The 19,838-nt window shown below is 72.1% G+C and carries 24 protein-coding genes; 7 read left to right on the plus strand and 17 right to left on the minus strand.

What is annotated here, in order from left to right:
- Positions 1-136: 136 nt before the first annotated feature.
- Positions 137-568 carry a hypothetical protein gene (locus P1P75_RS06930; RefSeq protein WP_319252564.1) on the minus strand — a complete coding sequence of 144 codons (432 nt, stop codon included), beginning with the start codon at positions 566-568 and terminating at the stop codon, positions 137-139.
- Between the two features lie 351 nt (positions 569-919).
- Here P1P75_RS06930 and P1P75_RS06935 point away from each other — a divergent pair, with 351 nt between their 5' ends.
- The 3 genes from P1P75_RS06935 to P1P75_RS06945 all read left to right on the plus strand — a co-directional run bounded on the left by P1P75_RS06935 (position 920) and on the right by P1P75_RS06945 (position 3,787).
- Positions 920-2,719: a thiamine pyrophosphate-requiring protein gene (locus P1P75_RS06935; RefSeq protein ID WP_319252566.1), complete on the plus strand. Its 1,800-nt coding sequence runs from the start codon at positions 920-922 to the stop codon at positions 2,717-2,719.
- Positions 2,720-2,813: 94 nt separating this feature from the next.
- Positions 2,814-3,194 carry a DUF2795 domain-containing protein gene (locus P1P75_RS06940; protein WP_319252568.1) on the plus strand — a complete coding sequence of 127 codons (381 nt, stop codon included), beginning with the start codon at positions 2,814-2,816 and terminating at the stop codon, positions 3,192-3,194.
- Between the two features lie 50 nt (positions 3,195-3,244).
- On the plus strand, positions 3,245-3,787 hold the full coding sequence (locus P1P75_RS06945; RefSeq protein WP_319252570.1) for a type 1 glutamine amidotransferase domain-containing protein: 543 nt from the start codon (positions 3,245-3,247) through the stop codon (positions 3,785-3,787).
- A 122-nt stretch (positions 3,788-3,909) separates the two neighbouring features.
- Here the strand turns inward: P1P75_RS06945 and P1P75_RS06950 are convergent, their stop codons facing one another.
- Complete coding sequence (locus P1P75_RS06950) at positions 3,910-4,242, minus strand: DUF6158 family protein (RefSeq protein ID WP_319252572.1); 333 nt, start codon at positions 4,240-4,242, stop codon at positions 3,910-3,912.
- Positions 4,243-4,299: 57 nt separating this feature from the next.
- On the opposite strand from P1P75_RS06950, the gene P1P75_RS06955 reads away from it, so the two are divergent.
- Positions 4,300-4,665 carry a hypothetical protein gene (locus P1P75_RS06955; protein ID WP_319252683.1) on the plus strand — a complete coding sequence of 122 codons (366 nt, stop codon included), beginning with the start codon at positions 4,300-4,302 and terminating at the stop codon, positions 4,663-4,665.
- A gap of 35 nt (positions 4,666-4,700) precedes the next feature.
- On the opposite strand, the gene P1P75_RS06960 is transcribed toward P1P75_RS06955, so the two are convergent.
- Both P1P75_RS06960 and P1P75_RS06965 read right to left on the minus strand, forming a co-directional pair.
- On the minus strand, positions 4,701-6,320 hold the full coding sequence (locus P1P75_RS06960) for an ATP-binding cassette domain-containing protein (RefSeq protein ID WP_319252574.1): 1,620 nt from the start codon (positions 6,318-6,320) through the stop codon (positions 4,701-4,703).
- A gap of 71 nt (positions 6,321-6,391) precedes the next feature.
- Positions 6,392-7,048, minus strand: a complete 657-nt coding sequence (locus tag P1P75_RS06965) for a histidine phosphatase family protein (protein ID WP_319252577.1) — start codon at positions 7,046-7,048, stop codon at positions 6,392-6,394.
- A gap of 381 nt (positions 7,049-7,429) precedes the next feature.
- On the opposite strand from P1P75_RS06965, the gene P1P75_RS06970 reads away from it, so the two are divergent.
- Both P1P75_RS06970 and P1P75_RS06975 read left to right on the plus strand, forming a co-directional pair.
- Positions 7,430-8,251, plus strand: coding sequence for a class I SAM-dependent methyltransferase (locus P1P75_RS06970; RefSeq protein WP_319252579.1), 822 nt, complete (start codon positions 7,430-7,432; stop codon positions 8,249-8,251).
- A 43-nt stretch (positions 8,252-8,294) separates the two neighbouring features.
- Positions 8,295-8,465 (plus strand): hydrophobic protein, encoded by a 171-nt coding sequence (locus tag P1P75_RS06975; protein WP_319252581.1) that lies wholly within the window; start codon positions 8,295-8,297, stop codon positions 8,463-8,465.
- A 62-nt stretch (positions 8,466-8,527) separates the two neighbouring features.
- Here P1P75_RS06975 and P1P75_RS06980 read toward each other — a convergent pair whose 3' ends face one another.
- From P1P75_RS06980 to P1P75_RS07040, 13 genes are all read right to left on the minus strand, one after another.
- On the minus strand, positions 8,528-8,815 hold the full coding sequence (locus P1P75_RS06980) for a gas vesicle protein K (protein ID WP_266464683.1): 288 nt from the start codon (positions 8,813-8,815) through the stop codon (positions 8,528-8,530).
- The gene (locus tag P1P75_RS06985; protein ID WP_319252583.1) at positions 8,812-9,000 is read right to left on the minus strand and encodes a gas vesicle protein; all 189 of its coding nucleotides are present in this window, start codon (positions 8,998-9,000) and stop codon (positions 8,812-8,814) included. The genes P1P75_RS06980 and P1P75_RS06985 overlap by 4 nt, the downstream gene beginning before the upstream one ends.
- A complete protein-coding gene (locus P1P75_RS06990) occupies positions 8,997-9,818 on the minus strand; it encodes a GvpL/GvpF family gas vesicle protein (protein WP_319252585.1) in 822 nt (273 codons plus the stop codon). The genes P1P75_RS06985 and P1P75_RS06990 overlap by 4 nt, the downstream gene beginning before the upstream one ends.
- Positions 9,815-10,156, minus strand: a complete 342-nt coding sequence (locus P1P75_RS06995) for a gas vesicle protein (RefSeq protein ID WP_319252587.1) — start codon at positions 10,154-10,156, stop codon at positions 9,815-9,817. The genes P1P75_RS06990 and P1P75_RS06995 overlap by 4 nt, the downstream gene beginning before the upstream one ends.
- A complete protein-coding gene (locus P1P75_RS07000; protein ID WP_319252589.1) occupies positions 10,153-11,280 on the minus strand; it encodes an SRPBCC family protein in 1,128 nt (375 codons plus the stop codon). Before P1P75_RS07000 ends, P1P75_RS06995 begins: the two co-directional genes overlap by 4 nt.
- Positions 11,277-11,924, minus strand: a complete 648-nt coding sequence (locus P1P75_RS07005) for a DNA primase (RefSeq protein ID WP_319252591.1) — start codon at positions 11,922-11,924, stop codon at positions 11,277-11,279. Before P1P75_RS07005 ends, P1P75_RS07000 begins: the two co-directional genes overlap by 4 nt.
- The gene (locus P1P75_RS07010) at positions 11,921-12,184 is read right to left on the minus strand and encodes a gas vesicle protein GvpG (RefSeq protein ID WP_319252593.1); all 264 of its coding nucleotides are present in this window, start codon (positions 12,182-12,184) and stop codon (positions 11,921-11,923) included. The genes P1P75_RS07005 and P1P75_RS07010 overlap by 4 nt, the downstream gene beginning before the upstream one ends.
- Before the next feature lie 28 nt (positions 12,185-12,212).
- Entirely contained in the window at positions 12,213-12,965 is a 753-nt protein-coding gene (locus P1P75_RS07015) for a GvpL/GvpF family gas vesicle protein (protein ID WP_319252595.1), read from the minus strand.
- A complete protein-coding gene (locus tag P1P75_RS07020; protein WP_319252597.1) occupies positions 12,962-13,390 on the minus strand; it encodes a gas vesicle structural protein GvpA in 429 nt (142 codons plus the stop codon). The genes P1P75_RS07015 and P1P75_RS07020 overlap by 4 nt, the downstream gene beginning before the upstream one ends.
- A 77-nt stretch (positions 13,391-13,467) precedes the next feature.
- Positions 13,468-13,866, minus strand: a complete 399-nt coding sequence (locus P1P75_RS07025; RefSeq protein ID WP_319252599.1) for a gas vesicle protein — start codon at positions 13,864-13,866, stop codon at positions 13,468-13,470.
- Positions 13,867-14,006: 140 nt separating this feature from the next.
- Positions 14,007-14,951 (minus strand): non-homologous end-joining DNA ligase, encoded by a 945-nt coding sequence (ligD, locus tag P1P75_RS07030; RefSeq protein WP_319252601.1) that lies wholly within the window; start codon positions 14,949-14,951, stop codon positions 14,007-14,009.
- A 58-nt stretch (positions 14,952-15,009) separates the two neighbouring features.
- Positions 15,010-16,866, minus strand: a complete 1,857-nt coding sequence (locus tag P1P75_RS07035) for a transketolase (RefSeq protein WP_319252603.1) — start codon at positions 16,864-16,866, stop codon at positions 15,010-15,012.
- A gap of 4 nt (positions 16,867-16,870) precedes the next feature.
- On the minus strand, positions 16,871-18,649 hold the full coding sequence (locus P1P75_RS07040; RefSeq protein ID WP_319252605.1) for an FAD-dependent oxidoreductase: 1,779 nt from the start codon (positions 18,647-18,649) through the stop codon (positions 16,871-16,873).
- A 224-nt stretch (positions 18,650-18,873) separates the two neighbouring features.
- Between P1P75_RS07040 and P1P75_RS07045 the strand changes: the two genes are divergently transcribed.
- Complete coding sequence (locus P1P75_RS07045; protein WP_319252607.1) at positions 18,874-19,827, plus strand: LLM class F420-dependent oxidoreductase; 954 nt, start codon at positions 18,874-18,876, stop codon at positions 19,825-19,827.
- Positions 19,828-19,838: the final 11 nt, after the last annotated feature.

Here is a 19,838-nt window from a genome sequence, read left to right on the forward strand (position 1 = left end):
TCCCTCCCCCCGACCGCGCCCCCCTCGCCGCCGTCTCGCCTGTACGCGCACCCGCCCTGCGCCCGCCCACCTCCCGCCCCGTCCACGGCACCCGCGCCGCCCCGCCCGGCGCCGACGCCGGCCGGGGGGGCGCCACCTACGACGTCCCCCGCGCGGGCGGTGCCGGGCAGGTGCCGTCGACGGTCCAGGCGGAGTCCGTGCCGAGGGCGTCGGCCGGTACGGCGAGGTCGGCGGCCGGGGCGTCGAGGTCGGCGGCCGGGGCGTCGAGGTCGGCGGCCGGGGCGATGCGGGCGGTGCCCCGGTAGGAGGGGCCGGTCAGCTCGTCGCCGCCGGGTTCCAGGGTGAGTTCGAGCGTGCCGTCCTCGAAGGCGTCCGAGACGGCCTCGATGGCCTGGGGGGCGGGCGCGCCGAGGGGGTCGCAGGTGACGGTGACGGTGAGGCTGCTTCCCGGGGCGGCCGTGGCCGGGCTGACCTCCACCGCCGGGTCCGCGGACGCGGCCGGGGCGACGCCGGCCAGCACGGCACCGGCCAGGGCGGCGACGGACAGGACACGGGCGGTGCGGCGCATGGGACGGCTCCTTCGGCCGACGACTGCGGGGCACATGTCCGTGCCCCACGGCCATCACAGCCCGCTCCGCCCGCCGGCGCGCGTGGCCACGGTCCATTGGCGCGACGGCCGCAGCCGTTCGGGTGACCCGCTCGCCGGGGCGACGGAAACGAACGACAGCGGTTACGCCGCGTTTCCCTACTCCGCGCTTCCTCACGCAGCGTCTCGGGAACCGGTTGCGGGAACCGGTTGCGGCAACCGTTGCGGCAACCCGTCCTCGCTGGTTTTCGGCGGTCTCGCGGGGTCACTCGGGACGGGGCACACACGCGCACGCCCTTGTTCCCGTGCCCCGACGCCCAGGGAGGGCCCGCCATGAGCACCAAGGTCTCCGACCATGTCCTGCGACGGCTGCGCGAGTGGGGTGTGGAGCAGGTCTTCGGCTATCCCGGCGACGGCATCAACGGGCTCCTCGCCGCCTGGGGCCGGGCCGAGGACCAGCCGCGTTTCGTGCAGTCCCGGCACGAGGAGATGTCGGCGTTCCAGGCGGTCGGCTACGCGAAGTTCAGCGGCCGCCTCGGCGTGTGCGCGGCGACCTCCGGACCGGGCGCCATCCACCTCCTCAACGGCCTGTACGACGCGAAGCTGGACCATGTGCCGGTGCTGGCGATCGTGGGCCAGACGCACCGCTCCGCGATGGGCGGCTCCTACCAGCAGGAGGTCGACCTGCACACCCTGTTCAAGGACGTCGCCTCGGACTTCGTGGAGACGGTGACGGTCCCCGAACAGTTGCCGAACGTCCTGGACCGGGCGATCCGTACCGCGTACGCCCGCCGCTGCCCGACCGCGGTCATCATCCCCGGCGACGTGCAGGAGCTGGACTACTCGCCGCCCACGCACGAGTTCAAGATGGTGCCCTCCAGCCTGGACGTCAGCGAGTGGACGACGGTGCCCTCGGAGGAGTCCCTGCGGCGGGCGGCTGAGATCCTCGACTCCGGTGACAAGGTGGCGATCCTGGTGGGCCAGGGGGCGGCGGGGGCCCGCGTGGAGGTGGAGCGGATCGCCGGGCTTCTCGGCGCGGGTGTGGCCAAGGCGCTGCTCGGCAAGGACGTGCTCAGCGACGAGCTGCCGTACGTCACGGGCTCGATCGGCCTGCTCGGCACCCGGCCGTCGTACGAGCTGATGCGTGACTGCGACACCCTGCTGACGATCGGCTCCTCCTTCCCGTACACACAGTTCCTGCCGGAGTTCGGCAAGGCGCGGGGAGTGCAGATCGATCTCGATCCGCACATGGTCGGGATGCGGTATCCGTACGAGGTGAACCTGGTCGGTGACGCGCGGGACACGCTGCGGCGGCTGATCCCGATGCTGGCGTCCGAGGACACCCGGGGGCGCGAGTGGTTCGACACGGTGTGCGACAACGTCCGCCACTGGCGGGACGTGCTGGACCGGCGGGCGCAGGTGTCGGCCGACCCCGTCAACCCGGAGTACGTGGCGCGGGTCCTGGACCCGCTGCTGCCGGAGGATGCGATCCTCACCTCCGACTCGGGTTCGGTGGCGAACTGGTACGCGCGGCACGTGACGATGCGCGGCGACATGCGCGGCTCGCTGTCGGGCACGCTGGCGTCGATGGGCTGCGGGGTGCCGTACGCGATCGGGGCGAAGTTCGCCCATCCGGACCGGCCGGTGATCGCGCTGGTCGGGGACGGAGCGATGCAGATGAACGGACTCGCGGAGCTGATCACGGCGGCGAAGTACCAGGACCGCTGGACGGACCGGCGCCTCGTGGTCGCCGTCTGGAACAACCAGGATCTCAACCAGGTGACGTGGGAACTGCGGGCCATGGGGGGCGCCCCCTCGTTCCTGCCGTCGCAGGAGCTGCCCGACGTGCAGTACGCGGCGTTCGCCCGCTCCCTCGGGCTGACCGGGGTGCGGGTGGAGAAGCCGCAGGACGTGGCGGCGGGCTGGCGCGCGGCGCTGGAGGCGGACGGGCCGGCGGTCGTGGAGTTCCTCACCGACCCGGCGGTGCCGCCCGTCCCGCCGCACGCGACCTGGGAGCAGATGGAGTCGACGGCCGCGTCGATCCTGCGGGGCGACGCGGACCGGGGCTCGGTGCTGAAGCAGGGTTTCAAGGCGAAGGTGCAGGAGTTCCTGCCGGGGCGCGAGCGCAGGTGAGCGCGTCCGCGGGCTTCGGCGGGCGGGACCTCGTGTCGGTTGCCGTGCGCCGGGTACGCGGTGGGCCCGCACCCGAGGATCTGGAGGGAGACACATGCAGCGAGGCAGCGACCGGCTGAGTGTCCACCGGGACGACGAGATGAAGCACGAACTGCAGGGTCTGCTCAGGTCCGGGCACCCCACGCGGTCCGAGGAATGGCATGACCCCGAGCCGTCCGCCGAGGACGATCCGGCGGTCTGGGGCGGACCGGTGGTGCCGGGTGACGCGCGGGCGTCGCTGGCGACGGTGCGTCTGGAGCTGGCCCGCATCCTGGGCCGCAGCGCCTTCCCGGCCGGCCCTCACGAGCTGGCCCGGACCCTGCGCCGCAAGCACGCGCCGGACGCTCTCGTCGACGCCGTCCGCCGGCTCCCGGACAAGCAGCGCTACACCACCGTGCAGGAACTGGCCCAGACCCTGACGAAAGGCGGGACGTGAGCAGTCGGAGTCAGGGTCACGGGCATACCAGGAAAGGACGTTGAACGATCATGCGCATCGCGTTTCTGACGGCTCCCGAGGGCGTCGAGCAGGTGGAGCTGACCGACCCCTGGCAGGCGGCGAAGGACGCGGGACACGAGCCCGTGCTGGTGTCGACCGAGCCGGGTGAGGTCCAGGCCTTCGACCACCTCGACAAGGCGGACACGTTCCCCGTCGACGAGGTGGCCGGCCAGGCGTCCGCGGACTCCTTCGGCGGGCTCGTCCTGCCGGGCGGGGTCGCCAACCCCGACTTCCTGCGTACCGACGAGCAGGCGGTCTCGTTCGTCAAGGCGTTCTTCGAGCAGGGCCGGCCGGTCGCCGCGATCTGCCACGCCCCGTGGACGCTGGTCGAGGCGGACGTCGTACGCGGCCGGGTGTTGACCTCGTGGCCCAGCCTGCGGACGGACATCCGCAACGCGGGCGGTACCTGGGTGGACGAGCAGGTCAAGGTCTGCGACCACGGGCCGAACAAGCTCGTGACCAGCCGCAAGCCGGACGATCTGAAGGCGTTCTGCGCAACGTATCCGGAGGTGTTCGCCCAGGAAGCCGCCTGAGCTGCTGAGCGGCCTCCCGGGCCCCGGCCGGCCGCTGGTCCTCCGGGGCCCGGCCGGCCGAGGTGGTCGAGAAGGCCGAGAAGGCATCGGGCAACTTCGACAAAGCGGTTCCGGCAGGCGTTTCAGGCCCTGCCGGAACCGTTCGCCGTGCCGGGGCCCCACTTGCCGACCGGGGTGCCCGAGCGGTCCGTACCGTCGGCCTGACCGGTGCGTTCCCGGGCGCCGTCGCGGGTGCGGCCCGGCGAGACGAAGCGGCGCGGGTTGCGGCGCAGGTACTCGCCCTCCAGCTTCGCCATCCGGTCGTTGTGGGCGCGCAGGGCGTCGTTCGAGCCGTGCAGGAGGGTGTCGTGGCGGGTGCGGTGGATCGTCTCCAGCTCCTTCATGAGCTGCTGGTCGTCCAGCCGGTCGGGGTCGACTCCGGTCATCGTGGTGCCCCGTTCGTCGTGTTCGTCCATGGGGCCCGAGTACCCGCCGGAGGAGCACAGACATCCGGCCGATGTCCGGGAGTGGCCATGAATCTCGCGTTTCTGCATCCACTGTACGAACATTCCGGCTCCTGGGCCTCCGTCCACGTCGACACCTCCCGGCACACCGAAGGCACCCCTGACGAGCGTCACCTCACCGCGTCCGCGCTGGTCCGGCGGCCGGCGGCCGGCGGGGCAGTGCGCGGCTCCGGGCCGCGCGCGCCTTTGGCGGTCAGGGGCGCGGCGGGCCGCGGAAGGGGTTCCGGGCGCCGGTCGAGGCGGCTCGTGAACGCCGCGTCGACAAGTTGCTGGATCCGCTCCGCGGTGGCCGCCGGCGCCCCCGTCCTCCTGGTGACGGAGGCCGGCGAGGAAACCCCGGCGGGCGGCCCGGGCGCGCTGCCGCGCCGGACGTGACTGCGCGCGTCCGCCGGCAGATCTGACGCCGCGTTCTAGCGGACGCGCTCCACGCGGCGTTCGTCCCAGACCGGCTCCGGGGTCTCGCGGACCCGCCCGTCGCTGCCGAAGACCAGGTAGCGGTCGAAGGAGCGGGCGAACCACCGGTCGTGGGTGACGGCGAGGACCGTGCCGTCGAAGGCCTCCAGTCCTTCCTGGAGGGCTTCGGCGGACTCCAGGTCGAGGTTGTCGGTCGGCTCGTCGAGGAGCAGGGCGGTGACGCCCTCCAGCTCCAGCAGCAGGATCTGGAACCGGGCCTGCTGGCCGCCGGACAGCCGGTCGAAGGCCTGCTCGGCCTGCTGGGTCAGCTCGTAGCGGCGCAACCGGGACATGGCCGCGCCCCGGTCCTGGGAGTGCTCCTGCCACAGGATGTCCAGCAGCGTCCGGCCGAGCAGCTCGGGGTGCGCGTGGGTCTGCGCGAAGTGGCCGGGGACGACCCGCGCGCCCAGTTTCCACTCCCCCGTGTGGGCCACGGTGTCGCCGGCCAGCAGGCGCAGGAAGTGGGACTTGCCGGAGCCGTTGGAGCCGAGAACCGCGACCCGTTCGCCGTAGAAGACCTCCAGGTCGAACGGCTTCATCAGGCCGGTCAGCTCAAGTCCCTTGCAGGTGACGGCCCGCACGCCGGTCCGGCCGCCCTTGAGGCGCATGGTGATGTCCTGCTCGCGCGGCGGCTCGGGCGGCGGACCGGCCTCCTCGAACTTGCGCAGCCGGGTCTGGGCGGCCTGGTAGCGGGAGGACAACTCGTGGCTGATGGAGGCGGCCTGACGGAGGTTCAGGACGAGCTTCTTCAGCTGGGCGTGCTTCTCGTCCCAGCGGCGGCGCAACTCCTCGAAGCGGGCGAAGCGTTCCCGCCGGGCCTCGTGGTACGTGGCGAAGCCGCCACCGTGCACCCAGGCGTCGGCGCCCGCCGGTCCCGGCTCCACGGAGACGATCTTCTCGGCGGCGCGGGAGAGGAGTTCGCGGTCGTGGGAGACGAAGAGGACCGTCTTGCGGGTCTCCTTCAGCCGCTCCTCCAGCCACCGCTTGCCGGGCACGTCCAGGTAGTTGTCCGGCTCGTCGAGCAGGAGCACCTCGTCGGTGCCGCGCAGCAGCGCCTCCAGCACCAGCCGCTTCTGCTCACCGCCGGACAGGGTGCGCACCTGACGGAACTGCGCCTTGTCGTAGGGCACGCCGAGGGCGGCGGTCGTGCACATGTCCCACAGTGTCTCGGCCTCGTAGCCGTGCGCCTCGGCCCAGTCGGAGAGGGCCTGCGCGTAGCTCATCTGCGCGGCCTCGTCGTCCACGGTCATGATCGCGTGCTCGGCCTTGTCGACGGCCTTGGCCACCTCCTGGATGCGCGGCGAGGACACCGACACGAGCAGGTCGCGTACGGTCGTCTCGTCCCGTACGGAGCCGACGAACTGACGCATCACACCGAGCCCGCCACTGACGGTGACCGTCCCGCCGTGCGGTTTCAGCTCGCCGGAGATCAGCCGCAGCAGGGTTGTCTTGCCGGCGCCGTTGGGTCCGACCAGCGCGACGACGGCCCCTTCACCCACCCGGAAGGACACGTCGCCGAGCAGGGTCCTCCCGTCGGGGAGGTAGTACTCGAGGTGCGCCGCTTCCAGATGTCCCATGAGGGTGCATTCTGCGGTCCGCGCACCGGATGCGGCAAACCGTTATGGGCGTGGTCCGCGCAGGCCGGAGATCATCCGGCCGGGTCGTACGGCTCGCCGGCCGGTCCGCCCTCACCCGCGGGGGTCACGGTCGCGCCCGCCCAGGTGAGGGCCTTGAACCCGTCGGACGGGGAGCCGTCGAGGACGATCACGCCGGTGTTGGCGAGTGGGTGGGCGGCGGCGAAGGGCACGTCGACGTTGAGCGCGCGGGCGGCCGTCCAGGTGCGGATCGCGGCGCCGTGGCTGACCAGGGCGACGGTAGGGGCCCCGCTCGCAGCGGCCTCGGCGACCACGGCGTCGTAGCGCTCCAGGAACTCGGTGCCGCTCTCGCCGCCCGGCATGCGCAGCCGTACGTCCCCGGCCGCCCAGGCGAACACCGTGCGCATGTACCGCTCGCCCGGCCCGGCGTCGCCCGGCAGGAGTTCGAGGTCACCGGCGGTGATCTCCCGGATGCCGTCGCGGACGAGGATGTCCACGCCGCGGGCGGCGGCCAGCGGCGCGGCGGTGAGCCGGGTACGCACCAGGGTGGAGGCGTACAGGGCGTCGATGTCCTCGCCGGCGAGGGCCTCGGGCAGGGCGGCGGCCTGCCGTTCGCCGAGCCGCGTCAGGCCGGGGCCGGGGACGGCTGTGTCCAGGAGCCGGTCCACGTTGGAGGGAGTCTCGCCGTGGCGGACCAGGAGCAGACGCATGCGCTCACCCCTTGATGTCGTGCCGCCCCGCGCTCAGGAACCGGCCCCTGAAGAGTACCCGCGGGCCATGAGCCCGGACGTCGGGCCGACGGCCCCCGCCCATCGGATCGGACCTCCCCCTCGTCCGCCGCCGTCGGACCCGGCCGCCGGACTGGGCTGGGCCTCACCGTGGGCCCTCACCGTCGGCCCTCACCTGGGCCGTCGCCCGCGGGCTCGCCCCGCTGAGCCCGGACTCGCCGTTCCGACCCCGTCCCTGACGGTACGTCAGTCCATATTTCAGAATGATCTGTCTCAACATGCGAATGCCTGCGTACGGTGGCACACGTCAGCCCCCGGGCCACCCCGAGCCCGGGGACGGGGCCGTCGAGAAAGGGCTGAGCCATGCCGGGAGCACGGGAGAGCGCCGTCTACACGCACGGACACCACGAGTCGGTACTGCGGTCGCACACCTGGCGGACCGCCGCCAACTCGGCGGCGTACCTGCTCGGTTCACTGAAGCCGCACATGAGGATCCTGGACATCGGCTGCGGTCCGGGCACCATCACCGCCGACCTGGCCACCCTGGTCCCCGACGGACATGTCACGGGCGTCGACCACGCGCCCGGCATCCTGGAGCAGGCCCGCTCCACGGCCGCCGGCCGCGGCCTGACCAACATCGACTTCGCGGTCGCAGACGTGCACGCCCTGGAGTACCCGGACGACACGTTCCACGTGGTCCACGCCCACCAGGTGCTCCAGCACGTCGGCGACCCCGTGCAGGCGCTGCGCGAGATGCGCCGTGTCACCCGCCCTGGCGGGTACGTGGCCGTCCGCGACGCGGACTACGCGGCCATGACCTGGTATCCCGCCTCCGCCGGGATGGACGACTGGCTGGACCTGTACCGCACGGTGGCCCGCGCCAACGGCGGGGAACCCGACGCCGGACGCCGGCTGAAGTCCTGGGCCCTGGAAGCGGGCCTCACCGACATCACCGCCACCTCGGCCACCTGGACCTTCGCCACCGCCCACGAACGGGCCTGGTGGAGCGGCCTGTGGGCCGACCGCACCCTGGCCTCCGCCTACGCGGAACGCGCCACCGCGGGCGGCCACGCCGACGCCGCACGACTGCGGGCCGTCTCCGACGCCTGGCGGGAATGGGGAAAGCGGGACGACGGCTGGTTCGCCGTTCTGCACGGAGAAATTCTGTGCAGAAAGGATGCCTGAATCGCGAATTCAGGGAAACACGGACAGCAGGAGGTTCGAAACTATGGTTCCTATTCTGCTGGTACTGCTACTGGTGCTGATTCTTTTCGGTGCCGGATTCGCGGTGGATGTGCTGTGGTGGATCGCGATCGCGGTCCTCGTCATCTGGCTCCTCGGATTCCTTATGCGCGGAACCACCGCGGCGGGCGGCCGGGGCCGTTGGTACAGGTGGTGAATTAGCTCCGGGAACCTCGGAGGTTTTGAAGGTCCGAATATCTTGACCATTCGGAGACTTTCTCACTCCCGGGGCAGCAGCGGTCCGAGCGGCCCGAGGTCCAGATTCAGGTCCTCGGGCCGCAGGCCGTACCGCTCGCGCAGTTCCGTCATCCGGTCGTCGAGCAGCATCAGCGTGAGCCCGATCCGCTCCTCCTGCTCCTCGGACAGATCACCCTGGTCGAAGCGGCGCAGCGCCTGCCGTTCCATCAGCTGGCGCAGCAGTTCCACGACGGTCAGGACGAGCTTGATCAGATCGCGCTCGACGGTGTCGGGTTCGAGATCGAGATGACGCTTGCGCGGCGTGCTCACGAAAGGTCCCTCCAGGGCGACGGAACATTCTCGTTCACGGAGCTGATCAGGGCGTTCAGGTCGATACGGACCAGGTCGACGTCCGCGATCCGCAGGGTGATGTCGCCCGTGATGACGACGCCGCCCGCCAGCAGCCGGTCGAGCAGGTCGACGAGGGCGATCTCGCGGCGCTCCACGACGGTCATGAGCCCTCCTCCCCTGCACTCCCGGCCTCCTCGGCGGCCTGCGTTCCCTCGGCCGCCGCGGGCTCCACGAAGGAATAGGCCGCCCACGGGCCCGTGAGTTCGACGCGCATTCCGGGCTCCTCGCCCTTCGTGCGGTCCACGATTTCCACGAATTCCTCGGATTTCGCACGGGGCACCAGATAGGCGGCATTCAGCACGTTCTGTCCCGAGGCCCTGGAGAGGGCCGAGTTCTGCGGTGCGTGAAGACGGGCCGCGTCGGCGTGCTCCGACAGCAGGGAGTGCAGCCGGCCGGCGTACTGTTCCGCCCGCTGCCAGGTGTCCTCGTGCTCCCGCGCCTTCATGCGCCGTTGCCGGAGATAGTCACGGCCCGAGGCGGGTTTCGGCGCCGGCCGGTCCGGGCCCGCGGTCTCCTCCTGGCCGGTGGGCTCGACGTACACCTTCACGCCCCATTCCACGCGCCCCTCCAGCCGGTCCAGGGTGCGCAGGAAGACCTCCTCACGCTCCTCGATCATGACGCGGACGCCGCTGTCGTCACGGAACACGGTGGCGAGCCGCAGCGGCAGCGGCGTGGTGACCGCCGTCAGCGCGTCGATCACCTGCTGGTGACCGCGCGCGGTGGCGGCGAGCCAGTCCAGGTCCTCCAGATGGGCGCGGAGGGGTTCCTCGGCGAAGTCGCGTTCGGGCACGTTGCTGACGACGGCGATCAGGCCGTGGTGGTGCAGCAGCTTGGCCGGTGCGCCCGCCACTCCCGTCAACTCCGCCTGGAGCGGCGCTGCGAGGGGCCGGCAGACGGCGTACACGTACCGCAGTGCGGTCACGGTGCCTCCTCCCTGGCGGGCGCACGGCCCGGCTGCAGTTCCTCCAGTCGCGCCAGCCGCTCGCGCAGCTCCGCGTTCTCCCGTGTGAGCTGGTCGCGTCTGGCACGGGTGGACAGCGCCGGGTCGTCCTCCCACCAGTCGATGCCCATCTCCTTGGCCTTGTCGACCGAGGCGACGATGAGCCGGAGCTTGATGGTGAGCAGTTCGATGTCGAGCAGGTTGATCCGGATGTCACCGGCGATGACGATGCCCTTGTCGAGGACCCGTTCCAGGATGTCCGCGAGGTTGGCGCCGCTGCTCTGGCCGTACGGTTCCGGCATCCGGCTCGGGACGCTCATCGCCGACTCCTGTCCTCGTCGGACGCGGGCTCGTCCTCGTACTCGTCGGCCTCCTCGTACTCGTCCTCCGGCTCACCCTCCTCCTCGGTCTCGTCGGTCTCGTCGGTCTCGTCGTCTTCCTCGTACTCGCCCTCGGGTTCCTCCTCCTCGTCGTACCCGGCCTCCGGCCCGTCCTCGTCGTACGTCTCCTCGGACTCGTCGGACTCCTCGGACTCGCTCTCCTCCTCGGCGAGCGCGTCCTCGTGGGAGCGGACGACCTCGCCGTCGCGGATCTCGCCGCGCCAGCCGTCCTCCGCCTCCCCCTTGAGTGTGACGAACCGGGCGAAGTTCTTCAGGTCGAGGCGGGCACGGCGGCCCTGGGCACGCCAGATGTTGCCGGTCTTCTCGAACAGACCGACCGGGTAGTACTCGATGACCAGCAGGACGCGGGTGAGGTTGTCGTCGATCCGGTGGAAGGAGACGACGCCCTTGGTGGTGCCCTTGGCACCCTCCGACGTCCAGGAGATCCGGTCGTCCGGGAGCTGCTCGGTGGTCGTCGCCTTCCAGCTCCGGTTGGACCAGAACACCTTCAGCTGCCAGTCGCTCGTGGTGTCGTCGGCGCGGCTCGCGCTCTTGACGCCCTTGGCGAAGGTGCTGAAGTCCTGGTACTGGGTCCACTGGTCGTAGGCGGTGCGCAGCGGCACGCCGACGTCGATCTGCTCCATGATGACGGTGGGCTTGCTGCCCGAGCCGCCCTTGCGCTTGCCCTTGCCGCCGCCCAGGTTCTTCAGGGCGCCGGTCACCTTGTCCTTGGCGTGGGAGGCGCCCAGTTCCAGCGCGGTACGCACCGGGCCTTTGCCCTCGGCCACCTTGCGGCCGCCGTCCAGGGCGAGCTTGGCGAAGCCGGGGCTCTTGCCCTCGGCGATGTCGTTCAGCTTGAGGGTCGTCTCGCCGAGCTTGCGGCCCACGCCGGCCAGCACACGCTCGGTCTGCGCGGCGAGGTACTCCTGCACCTCCGCCTTCAACCGGTCGGCGGCCTCGCTCTGCGCGACCCCCGTCAGCGGGTTGCCGCCGTCCGCCTTGCCGGCCGCCTTGCCTGCCGTTCCGCCGGCCGCCGACGTGGCCGATCCGAGGGTCTCGGTCATCGCTCACCGCCTCCCTTCGGGCGCCGGCCCCGCGACGCGGTCTTCTCGGCCGTCTTGCGGGCCGACGCCGCGGTCCTCTTCGCGGGCGACGTCCTGGCCGGGGCCTTCTTGGCGGTCTTCTTGGCCGCCGCCTTCTTCGCCGGCGCCTTCCTGCGCGGACGCTCCTCGCTGTCGTCCGCGGCGTCCTCGTCGTCCCGTCCCTCTTCCTCGTCCTCGTCGCGCGCGGACTCCGGCTCGTCGTACTCCTCGTCCGTGGCGCTGTCGTCGTTGCCGCCCGTGCGGCCCTTGTCGTCCGTGGCGTTCTTCTGGGCGTCCACGTCGGGGACGACTCCCTGGAGCTGGTCGCGGACCTGGCCGGTACGGCTGTGCAGCCGGTCGGCGAGGGCGTTCATCTGCCGCTCGACCATCGCGCCTGAGGCCGCCTTGCCGACCCCGCGCAGGTCCTGGCGCAGCTCGTCACCGATCTCCTTGAACTGGGGGTTGTCCTTCAACTGCTGGGAGACCACCTCGGCCAGCGCGCGCGGCGTCAGGTTCAGCCGCTTGCCCGCGACCATCGAACCCACGGCGAAGGCCAGTTTCATCTTTTTCGTACGTCCCAGGAGATATCCGGCCCCTATCGCGAGGCCCAGTCCCACTCGGTTCATCGTGCCGTCCCGTCGTCGGTTCCCGCATTTCTGCTCATGGCGATGTCCAGCCGGTCGAGGAGTTCGTCCTCCATCCGGTCGAACTCCTCCTCCGTGATCTCTCCGGCCCCCAACTGCTCTTCCAGTCGGGAGAGTTCGGCCCGCACCGTGGCGGGGTCGTAGTAGATCCGCTCGGCCTCCCGGACGACCTGCTGGATCACCCAGGAGGTACCTCGCACCGGGGCGAACGGCAGCAGCAGCACCTCTGAGATCAGGCCCATCTCCCTTCTCCTTCCGCTTGCGCGCCCCCTACTCGGCCGCCGGGACGGCCGGCTTCGCGGGGCCGGGTTCGACGAAGCTGTACGGAGGCAGCGGGCCGTTCACCCGCACCTCCAGGTGGGGGCGGGACTCGCGCAGCCCCTCCGCCGTCTCCAGGAACCGCGCGGCCTCGTCGCGGTCCACGAGGAAGGAGACGTTGGCGAGCCAGCCGGTGGACTCCGGACCCGGCTCGACACCCGTCGACAGGGGTTCCAGCACCCGGTGGATCTCCGCCGCGTCCTCCGCCTCCCGGGACTTGACCGCCGCGGCCACCATCTCGCCGAGCTGCAGCTTCTGCTCGTACGTGCCGCCGCCCGCCTGCCGGTTGGCCTCGGCCAGCGCGCGCAGCTCGGGGCTGTCCGCCATCACCTGGTGCAGTACGGCCTCCTCCACATGGGAGGCCTTGACGTTGTACTCGACCTTGTTCTCCAGGGCCCGCAGTCGCTCCAGGTAGTGGTCGGCACGCTCGGTGAGCACTCCGGTGACCGCGTCGTCGTCGGGGGCGACGCTGCCGAACCGCATGGGCAGCACACAGCCCGACGCCCCCGTCTCGCCGAGGACGGTCTGGTGGGCGAGCAGATCGCGGCGCTTGGGCCGCAGGTTCTCCGGGGCGTCGCTGACGATCGCCGCCAGCTCTCCCGCGCGCAGCACCCGCACCGGCAGCGGCGGCTCTCCCACTCCTGTCAGACCCTCCGGGAGGGCCGGGTGCGAAGCGGCGGTGACGCCGTAGACATAGGTGCTCACTCCTGCTCCTCCTTCCGGCGCGCGGAGGTCGCCTTGCGCGGACGCGGCCTGGTCTCGGGCTCGCCGCTCTCCTCACGGGCCTGCTTGAAGGCTCCGGAGATGGTCTCGGCGGCACCGGACAGAGCGCCCTTCGACTTGCCGCGCGCGCCGGACTCGGTGACCTCTCCGACGATCTCGGGCAGGCCGGGGCTCTTGCGCGGGCCCGCCTCCAGGTCGAGGCGGTTGCACGCCTCGGCGAACCGCAGATAGGTGTCGACGCTGGCCACGACGACACGCACGTCGATCTTCAGTATCTCGATGCCGACCAGAGAGACCCGTATGAAGGCGTCGATGACCAGCCCCCTGTCGAGAACGAGCTCCAGTACGTCGTAGAGGCCGCTGGAGCCGCCTCCGCCACCGGACTGTTGTGCCGGGACCACGGTCATGCCGACCGCACCTCCTTGTATGGGTGAGTGGTGTTCGAACCCGTACCGTGTCCGACCGGACGTACGGGCCTGCGGGCCTACCGGCCGCCGGGCCGGTGGGCGTCGGCCCGCCCGCGTTCGTACCGGCGGACGCGGCGGTAGCCGGTGAGCTGCCCCTGCGGGTCGAGCTCGACCTCATAGCTGGCCATGAGGCTCATCGTGTCGGGCACCCGTTCCAGTTCCAGGACCTCGACCTCCAGGGACCAGCCGTCCTCGGTCTGCGCGAACGACGAGACGCTCTCGGCGGTCATGCCGGTCAGCTCGGCGAGCTGGGCGCGCGCCTGACGCAGCACGTCCATGGGGCTCGGCCGGTCGTCCGTCACGGTGTCTTCCTTGCCTTCGGGGTCGTCGTCGTCCCGGGCCCCGCCCGTCGGGGCCTTCGGTGAAGTCCTTTTCTCCGTCGCACCCTTGGTGCTTCTCGTGTTCGCCATGACCACCTCTCCCTTCCGGGTGGCCGCAAGGTCCCTCGCCAAACCTTCACAGGCGTACGCGTCCGCGACGCGGGCCGGACGGCCCGCGAACGGACGGTGTGCGGACGGGGGTCTGGACGGGGGGGTGTGCACGGACGGTGTACGCGTCAGCCACGCAGCGCGTCGAGTCGGCGCCGGGCGGGTCCCAGGGCCCGGCCACGGGTGCTCACCCCGGACCACGGCTCGGTGCGGGCCTGCTCGACGGCGTCGGCGATGGTCCAGCGGCGCGGGCCGAGGCCGGGGTCGTCGAGCTGCTCCCAGGTGAGGGGCATGGCGACGGGGGCGCCCGGCCGGGCGCGCACCGTGAAGGGGGCGACGGCGGTCTGCGCGTAAGCGTTGCGCTGCACGTCGAGGTAGAGCCGCCCGCCGCGGTCCTTCTTGCGGGCGGCGGTCGTCAGCCGGTCCGGGTGCTCGGCGGCGAGCAGGTCGGCGGCGTCGCGCGCGAAGGCCCGCACCTCGTCGAAGCCGTGCCGTCCGTTCAGCGGGACGACGACGTGCAGTCCGCGTGAGCCGGTGGTCATGAGCGCCGAGGGCAGCCGCACCTCGTCGAGCAGTTCGCCGAGCTGTCGGGCAGCCTCGCGCACGGCCTCGAAGTCGTCGCCGGACGGGTCCAGGTCGAAGATCATCAGGTCCGGGCGGTCGACCCGGCCGGCCCGTGCCGGCCAGCGGTGCAGGGTGAGGCAGGCCTGGTCGGCGAGGTAGAGGAGGGTGGCCACGTCGTCGCACACGGTGTGCAGGACGGTGCCGTCCTCCTTGTCGACCTCCACCCGGGTGATCCACTCCGGGTAGTGCTCGGGGGTGTTCTTCTGCATGAACCGGGGGCCGTCGACGCCGTCCGGATGCCGTTCGAGCATCAGCGGCCGGCCGCGCAGCTGCGGCAGCATGAACGCGGCCACCGACCGGTAGTACGCCACCAGGTCGCCCTTGGTGTACTCCCTGCCGTCGGCACCGGCCGGGAAGAGCACCTTGTCCGGCCGGTGGACCTCGACCGTGCGGCGTCCGGCACGCAGCGCCCGGACGCCGCCGCCCGCCGGACGACCACCGTCACTCATCGAACCATCGTCGTCGCTCATCGAACGGCCGCCGTCTCCACCGGCAGCCGCAGCCTCCTCACGGGACGACCGCCGTCTCCACCAGCAGCCGGGCGGAGGCGGCGATCGCGTCGGCGTCGATGCCCGCAGCGCGCAGCTGCTCGCCCGGCGTCGCCGAGCCGGGCATCATGCGCACGGCCAGCCGCACCAGGCGGGGCACGGGCCGCCCGTCGGTGAAGGCGTCGAGGACGGCGTCGCCGAGGCCGCCCTCCTCGTGGTGGTCCTCGACGGTCAGGAGACAGCCGGTCTCCTCGGCGGCCTGCCGCAGGGTGGCACGGTCGACGGGCTTGACCGAGTACAGGTCGATCACCCGGACCGGGACGCCGTCGGCGGCGAGGGCGTCGGCGGCCTTGAGCGCCTCGTGCACGGTGACACCGGCCGCGACGACGGTCAGCCGGTCGCCGCCGGAGGAACGCAGCACCTTGCTGCCGCCCACCGGGAACTCCTCGTCGGGCCCGTAGATCACCGGGCTCTCGCCGCGCGAGGTGCGCAGATAGCGGATGCCGTCGAGTCCGGCCATGGCAGCCACCAGCCGGGCCGTCTGGTTGGCGTCGCAGGGGTACAGGACGGTCGAGCCGTGCACGGCCCGCAGCATCGCCAGGTCCTCCAGGCCCATCTGCGAGGGCCCGTCCTGCCCGATCGCCACCCCGGCGTGGGAGCCGACCAGGTTGATCCCGGCTCCGCTGATGGAGGCCATCCGCACGAAGTCGTGGGCGCGGGTCAGGAAGGCCGCGAAGGTGGAGGCGTACGGCACCCAGCCGCGGGTGGCCATGCCGACCGCGCTCGCCACGAGCTGCTGCTCGGCGATGTAGCACTCGAAGAATCGGTCGGGGTGTTCCTTGGCGAAGAACTCGGTGCGGGTGGAGTCGCCGACCTCGCCGTCCAGGGCCACGACGTCCCCGCGGGCGGTGCCGAGGGCGGCGAGCGCCTGCCCGAAGGCGTCCCGGGTGGCGACTCCCTTCTCGGGGTCGCCCTTCTCCCAGCGGGGCAGGTCGAGGCGGCCGGTCGGCACGGAGTGCAGCATGCGGGTGGCGGGCGGCTCGTGCACCCGCACGCGCAGGTCGCGGATCCCGCCGAGTTCCGCGATGGCCTCGTCGGCGTCCGGCAGCGGCTTGCCGTGCAGGCCCTCGCGGTCCTGGACGGCCTCGACGCCCCTGCCCTTGAGGGTGCGGGCGAGGATCGCGGTGGGCTGGCCCTTGGTGGAGACCGCCTCGCCGTACGCACGGTCGACGGCGTCCACGTCGTGCCCGTCGACCTCGACGGTGTGCCAGTCGAAGGCCTGGAAGCGGCGGGCGTAGGCGTCGAGGTCGTGACCGTGCCGGGTGGGGCCGCGCTGGCCGAGCCGGTTGACGTCGACGATCACGGTGAGGTTGTCGAGGTGCTCGTGGCCCGCGTGTTCGGCGGCCTCCCACACCGACCCCTCGGCCATCTCGCTGTCCCCGCACAGCACCCACACCCGGTGCTCGGAGTGGTCCAGCCGCTTGCCCGCCAGGGCGATGCCCACGCCCACCGGCAGCCCCTGGCCGAGGGAGCCGGTGGCCGTCTCCACCCAGGGCAGGCGCTGCGGGGTGGGATGCCCTTCGAGACGGCTGCCGAGTTTGCGGAAGCCGAGGAGTTCGTCGTCGTCGATGGCTCCGGCCGCCTTGTACGCCGCGTACAGCAGCGGGGAGGCGTGGCCCTTGGAGAGGACGAAGCGGTCGTTGGCCGGGTGGGCTGGGCGGTCGAAGTCGTAGCGGAGGTGGTTCGCCAGCAGGACGGCCATCAGGTCCGCGGCGGACATCGAGGACGTCGGATGCCCGGACCCCGCGGCGGCGGAGGCGCGGACGCCGTCCACCCGCAACTGCTGTCCGAGTTCGGTGAGTTCGGCGGTGTCCATCGGGTTACCGGTCTCCTTCCTGAGGGGCGGAACGCGTCGGGGCGGAACGCGTGGGGGCGGGCTGCGGGCGCGGCTGTTCCCCGGCGGCCGGCTCGGAGCCGGGCCGGCCCTTCGCGGGCTCACGGCCCGGTTGCTTCCTAGCGGGCTCGCCACCTGGCTGGTTCTTCACGGGCTCACCACCCGGCTGCTTTTTCGCCGGCTCGCCACCGGGCTGGTTCCTGGCGGGCTCACCACCCGGCTGGTTCTTCGCCGGCTCACCACCCGGCTGGTTCTTCGCCGGCTCCGCGCCCCGCCGGGGTTCCGCGGGCTCCGCGCCCTGCCGGTTCCTCTTCGCGGGCTCGCTCTGCACCGGTTCGGGTGTCGGCGAGGTGATCGTGCGGGAGGTGTCGTCACCGCCGCCTCCGCCCACCGCCTTGCGGCCGCCGGGCGAGGGGGCGCCGGCCCCGCCGGACGCCGTGTCCGTCTCCCGCCGCTCGCGCCCGTCCGGCACCCGCGCCAGTTCCGGCGACGCCGTGTCCAGCGGTACCGACCAGGACCGTACGAGGCCCAACTGGACGGCCTGGCGCGGCAGTACGGCGTCGAGCAGCCAGTCGGCCGCGACGCGCACCCGGTTGCCGGGCATGGCGGCCAGGTGGTAGCCGCGGGTGACCGCGCCGGCCGGCAGCCCCGACAGCGGGATGCCGAGCGGGTTCGCGGCGGCCTTGACCCCGCCGAGGTCGACGACGAAGCCCATGTCCTTGTGCCGGTAGGGCCGTAGCTCCCGCCCGGTCAGCGAGGCGGCGATGTTGTGCCCGGCGACCTTGCCCTGCCGCCAGGCGTGCTGCGCCGTCATCGGCGTGTACTCCCCCGGCTTCTCCAGATCGGGTACGGCGGCTGCGTCACCGCAGGCGAACACCTCGGGCCTGCCCGGCACCTGGAGGGTCGGCTCGACGAGGAGCCGGCCGCGCTCCATGGGCAGTCCGAGGGACTCCGCGAGGGGGTCGGGCCGTACGCCCACGCACCAGACGAGGGTGCGGGTGCCGACGAACTCGCCGTCGGTGAGCAGGACTCCGTCCGGGGTGGCCTCCTTCACGGAGGTCCCCATCCGCACGTCGACGCCCCGCTCGCGCAGCACCCGGTCGGCGGTGCCGGAGAGCCGTTCGTCCAGCTCGGGCAGGACGCGCTCGGCGACGTCGAGGAGCAGCCAGCGCGGCCGCATGCCCTCGCGCAGGGGGTGGGCGCGCACCAGCGCGTCGGTGAACAGCTGCCCCTGCGCGGCGACTTCGGTGCCGGTGTAGCCGGCGCCGACCACCACGAACGTACAGCGCGCGGAGCAGAGCGGGCCCTCGCCGTCGGAGGCGGCCAGTTCGACCTGGCGGGTCACGTGGTCGCGCAGGTAGAGCGCCTCGGGCAGGCCGCGGAAGCCGTGCGCGTGCTCGGCGACGCCGGGGATGGGCAGCAGCTTGTTGACGCTGCCGGCGGCCAGCACCAGCCGGTCGTAGCCGAGGCTGCCCCGCTCCCCCTCGGGGCCGGTGTAGTGCACGGTGCGCCCGTCGAGGTCGATACGGCCGGCCTCGCCGAGCACGAGCCGCACGTCGGGCAGGGTGCCGGCGAGGGAGACGGTGACCCGGCGCGGTTCGAGGATGCCGGCGGCCACCTGGGGCAGCAGGGGCAGGTACAGGAAGTAGTCGGTCGGGTTCAGCAGGGTGATCTCGGCCCGGCCGCAGGCCGCCCGCGCGAGGGTGCGGGCGGTGCGGTATCCGGCGAAGCCGGCTCCGACGATCACGATGCGGGGTCGACTCACGTTCGCCTCCGATGGCCCCCACGCCGTCGGGGCCGCGGGGAAGTGTGTCGTACGGGAGTTTTCCGCGTCCCCCGGGCCGGGCCGGCCAAACGTTTCGCCGGGCCCGCCGCACCGGGCCCGCCCGGCCCGCCGGGTCCCCCGTCGTCGGCCCGGTTTCCGGCCCGCCCGCGGGGTAACCCGGACCGCGACCGCCCACCCGCCGCACCACAGCGGAGGTATCCCCCATGCCCGAGTACGGCTATTTCCTGTCCTGCGAGGAGTTCGGCCCCGCGGACCTGGTCGAACAGGCGCGAATGGCCGAGCAGGCCGGATTCACGGCGCTCTGGATCTCCGACCACTATCACCCGTGGAACGACGCGCAGGGCCAGAGTCCCTTCGTCTGGTCGGTGATCGGCGCGCTGTCGGAGGCGGTGTCGCTGCCCATCGAGACGGCCGTGACCTGCCCGACCGTACGGATGCACCCGGCGGTGGTGGCGCAGGCCGCCGCGACGAGCGCGGTGATGACGGGTGGCCGCTTCCGGCTGGGCGTCGGCTCGGGCGAGGCGCTCAACGAGCACATCCTGGGCGACGCGTGGCCGCCCGCGCATGTCCGTCTGGACATGCTGGAGGAGGCGATCCAGGTCATGCGGCGGCTGTTCACCGGCGAGGAGGTCAACCACGCCGGCACCCACTACACGGTGGAGAACGCCCGCCTCTACACCGTCCCCGACGAACCGGTCCCCATCGACATCTCCGGCTTCGGCCCCAAGGCGACCTCGCTGGCGTCCCGGGTCGGCGACGGCTACATCACGATGATGCCGCAGGAGGCGATGGTGGAGCAGTTCCGCAAGGGCGGCGGCGGCGCCAAGCTCGTCAGCGGCGGCACGAAGGTCTGCTACGGCCTCGACCGCGAGGAGGCGGTCCGTACGGTCCGCAAGCTGTGGTCGAACCAGCTGCTGCCCGGCGAGATGGGCCAGGTGCTGCCCACACCGCGTCACTTCGAGCAGCTGGAGCCGCTGATCACGCACGAGATGGTCGCCGAGAACACGGTGTGCGGCGACGACGTGGACGACCACGTGAGCACGCTCAAGGCGTTCGCCGACGCGGGCTTCGACCGGATCTACGTCAACCAGATCGGCCCCGACCAGCGCGCCTTCTTCGACTTCTACCGCACGAAGGTGCTGCCGCAACTGCCGTGAGGCGATCAAGC

Origin of the sequence: Streptomyces sp. ID05-39B (assembly GCF_033794725.1) — a bacterium.
In the GTDB taxonomy this organism is placed as follows: domain Bacteria; phylum Actinomycetota; class Actinomycetes; order Streptomycetales; family Streptomycetaceae; genus Streptomyces; species Streptomyces bobili.

Bases quoted from the DNA above. Each gene is read 5' to 3' on its own strand.
- P1P75_RS06985 (WP_319252583.1), bottom strand. From the start codon at position 9,000: ATGACCGTCGTGGAGCGCCGCGAGATCGCCCTCGTCGACCTGCTCGAC.
- P1P75_RS06995 (WP_319252587.1), bottom strand. From the start codon at position 10,156: ATGAGCGTCCCGAGCCGGATGCCGGAACCGTACGGCCAGAGCAGCGGC.
- P1P75_RS06970 (WP_319252579.1), top strand. From the start codon at position 7,430: ATGCCGGGAGCACGGGAGAGCGCCGTCTACACGCACGGACACCACGAG.
- P1P75_RS06960 (WP_319252574.1), bottom strand. From the start codon at position 6,320: ATGGGACATCTGGAAGCGGCGCACCTCGAGTACTACCTCCCCGACGGG.
- P1P75_RS06975 (WP_319252581.1), top strand. From the start codon at position 8,295: ATGGTTCCTATTCTGCTGGTACTGCTACTGGTGCTGATTCTTTTCGGT.
- P1P75_RS06950 (WP_319252572.1), bottom strand. From the start codon at position 4,242: ATGGACGAACACGACGAACGGGGCACCACGATGACCGGAGTCGACCCC.
- P1P75_RS06935 (WP_319252566.1), top strand. From the start codon at position 920: ATGAGCACCAAGGTCTCCGACCATGTCCTGCGACGGCTGCGCGAGTGG.
- P1P75_RS07035 (WP_319252603.1), bottom strand. From the start codon at position 16,866: ATGGACACCGCCGAACTCACCGAACTCGGACAGCAGTTGCGGGTGGAC.
- P1P75_RS06965 (WP_319252577.1), bottom strand. From the start codon at position 7,048: ATGCGTCTGCTCCTGGTCCGCCACGGCGAGACTCCCTCCAACGTGGAC.
- P1P75_RS07045 (WP_319252607.1), top strand. From the start codon at position 18,874: ATGCCCGAGTACGGCTATTTCCTGTCCTGCGAGGAGTTCGGCCCCGCG.
- P1P75_RS06940 (WP_319252568.1), top strand. From the start codon at position 2,814: ATGCAGCGAGGCAGCGACCGGCTGAGTGTCCACCGGGACGACGAGATG.
- P1P75_RS06955 (WP_319252683.1), top strand. From the start codon at position 4,300: ATGAATCTCGCGTTTCTGCATCCACTGTACGAACATTCCGGCTCCTGG.
- P1P75_RS07000 (WP_319252589.1), bottom strand. From the start codon at position 11,280: ATGACCGAGACCCTCGGATCGGCCACGTCGGCGGCCGGCGGAACGGCA.
- P1P75_RS07010 (WP_319252593.1), bottom strand. From the start codon at position 12,184: ATGGGCCTGATCTCAGAGGTGCTGCTGCTGCCGTTCGCCCCGGTGCGA.
- P1P75_RS06945 (WP_319252570.1), top strand. From the start codon at position 3,245: ATGCGCATCGCGTTTCTGACGGCTCCCGAGGGCGTCGAGCAGGTGGAG.
- P1P75_RS07020 (WP_319252597.1), bottom strand. From the start codon at position 13,390: ATGACCGTGGTCCCGGCACAACAGTCCGGTGGCGGAGGCGGCTCCAGC.
- ligD (WP_319252601.1), bottom strand. From the start codon at position 14,951: ATGAGTGACGGTGGTCGTCCGGCGGGCGGCGGCGTCCGGGCGCTGCGT.
- P1P75_RS06930 (WP_319252564.1), bottom strand. From the start codon at position 568: ATGCGCCGCACCGCCCGTGTCCTGTCCGTCGCCGCCCTGGCCGGTGCC.
- P1P75_RS07005 (WP_319252591.1), bottom strand. From the start codon at position 11,924: ATGAACCGAGTGGGACTGGGCCTCGCGATAGGGGCCGGATATCTCCTG.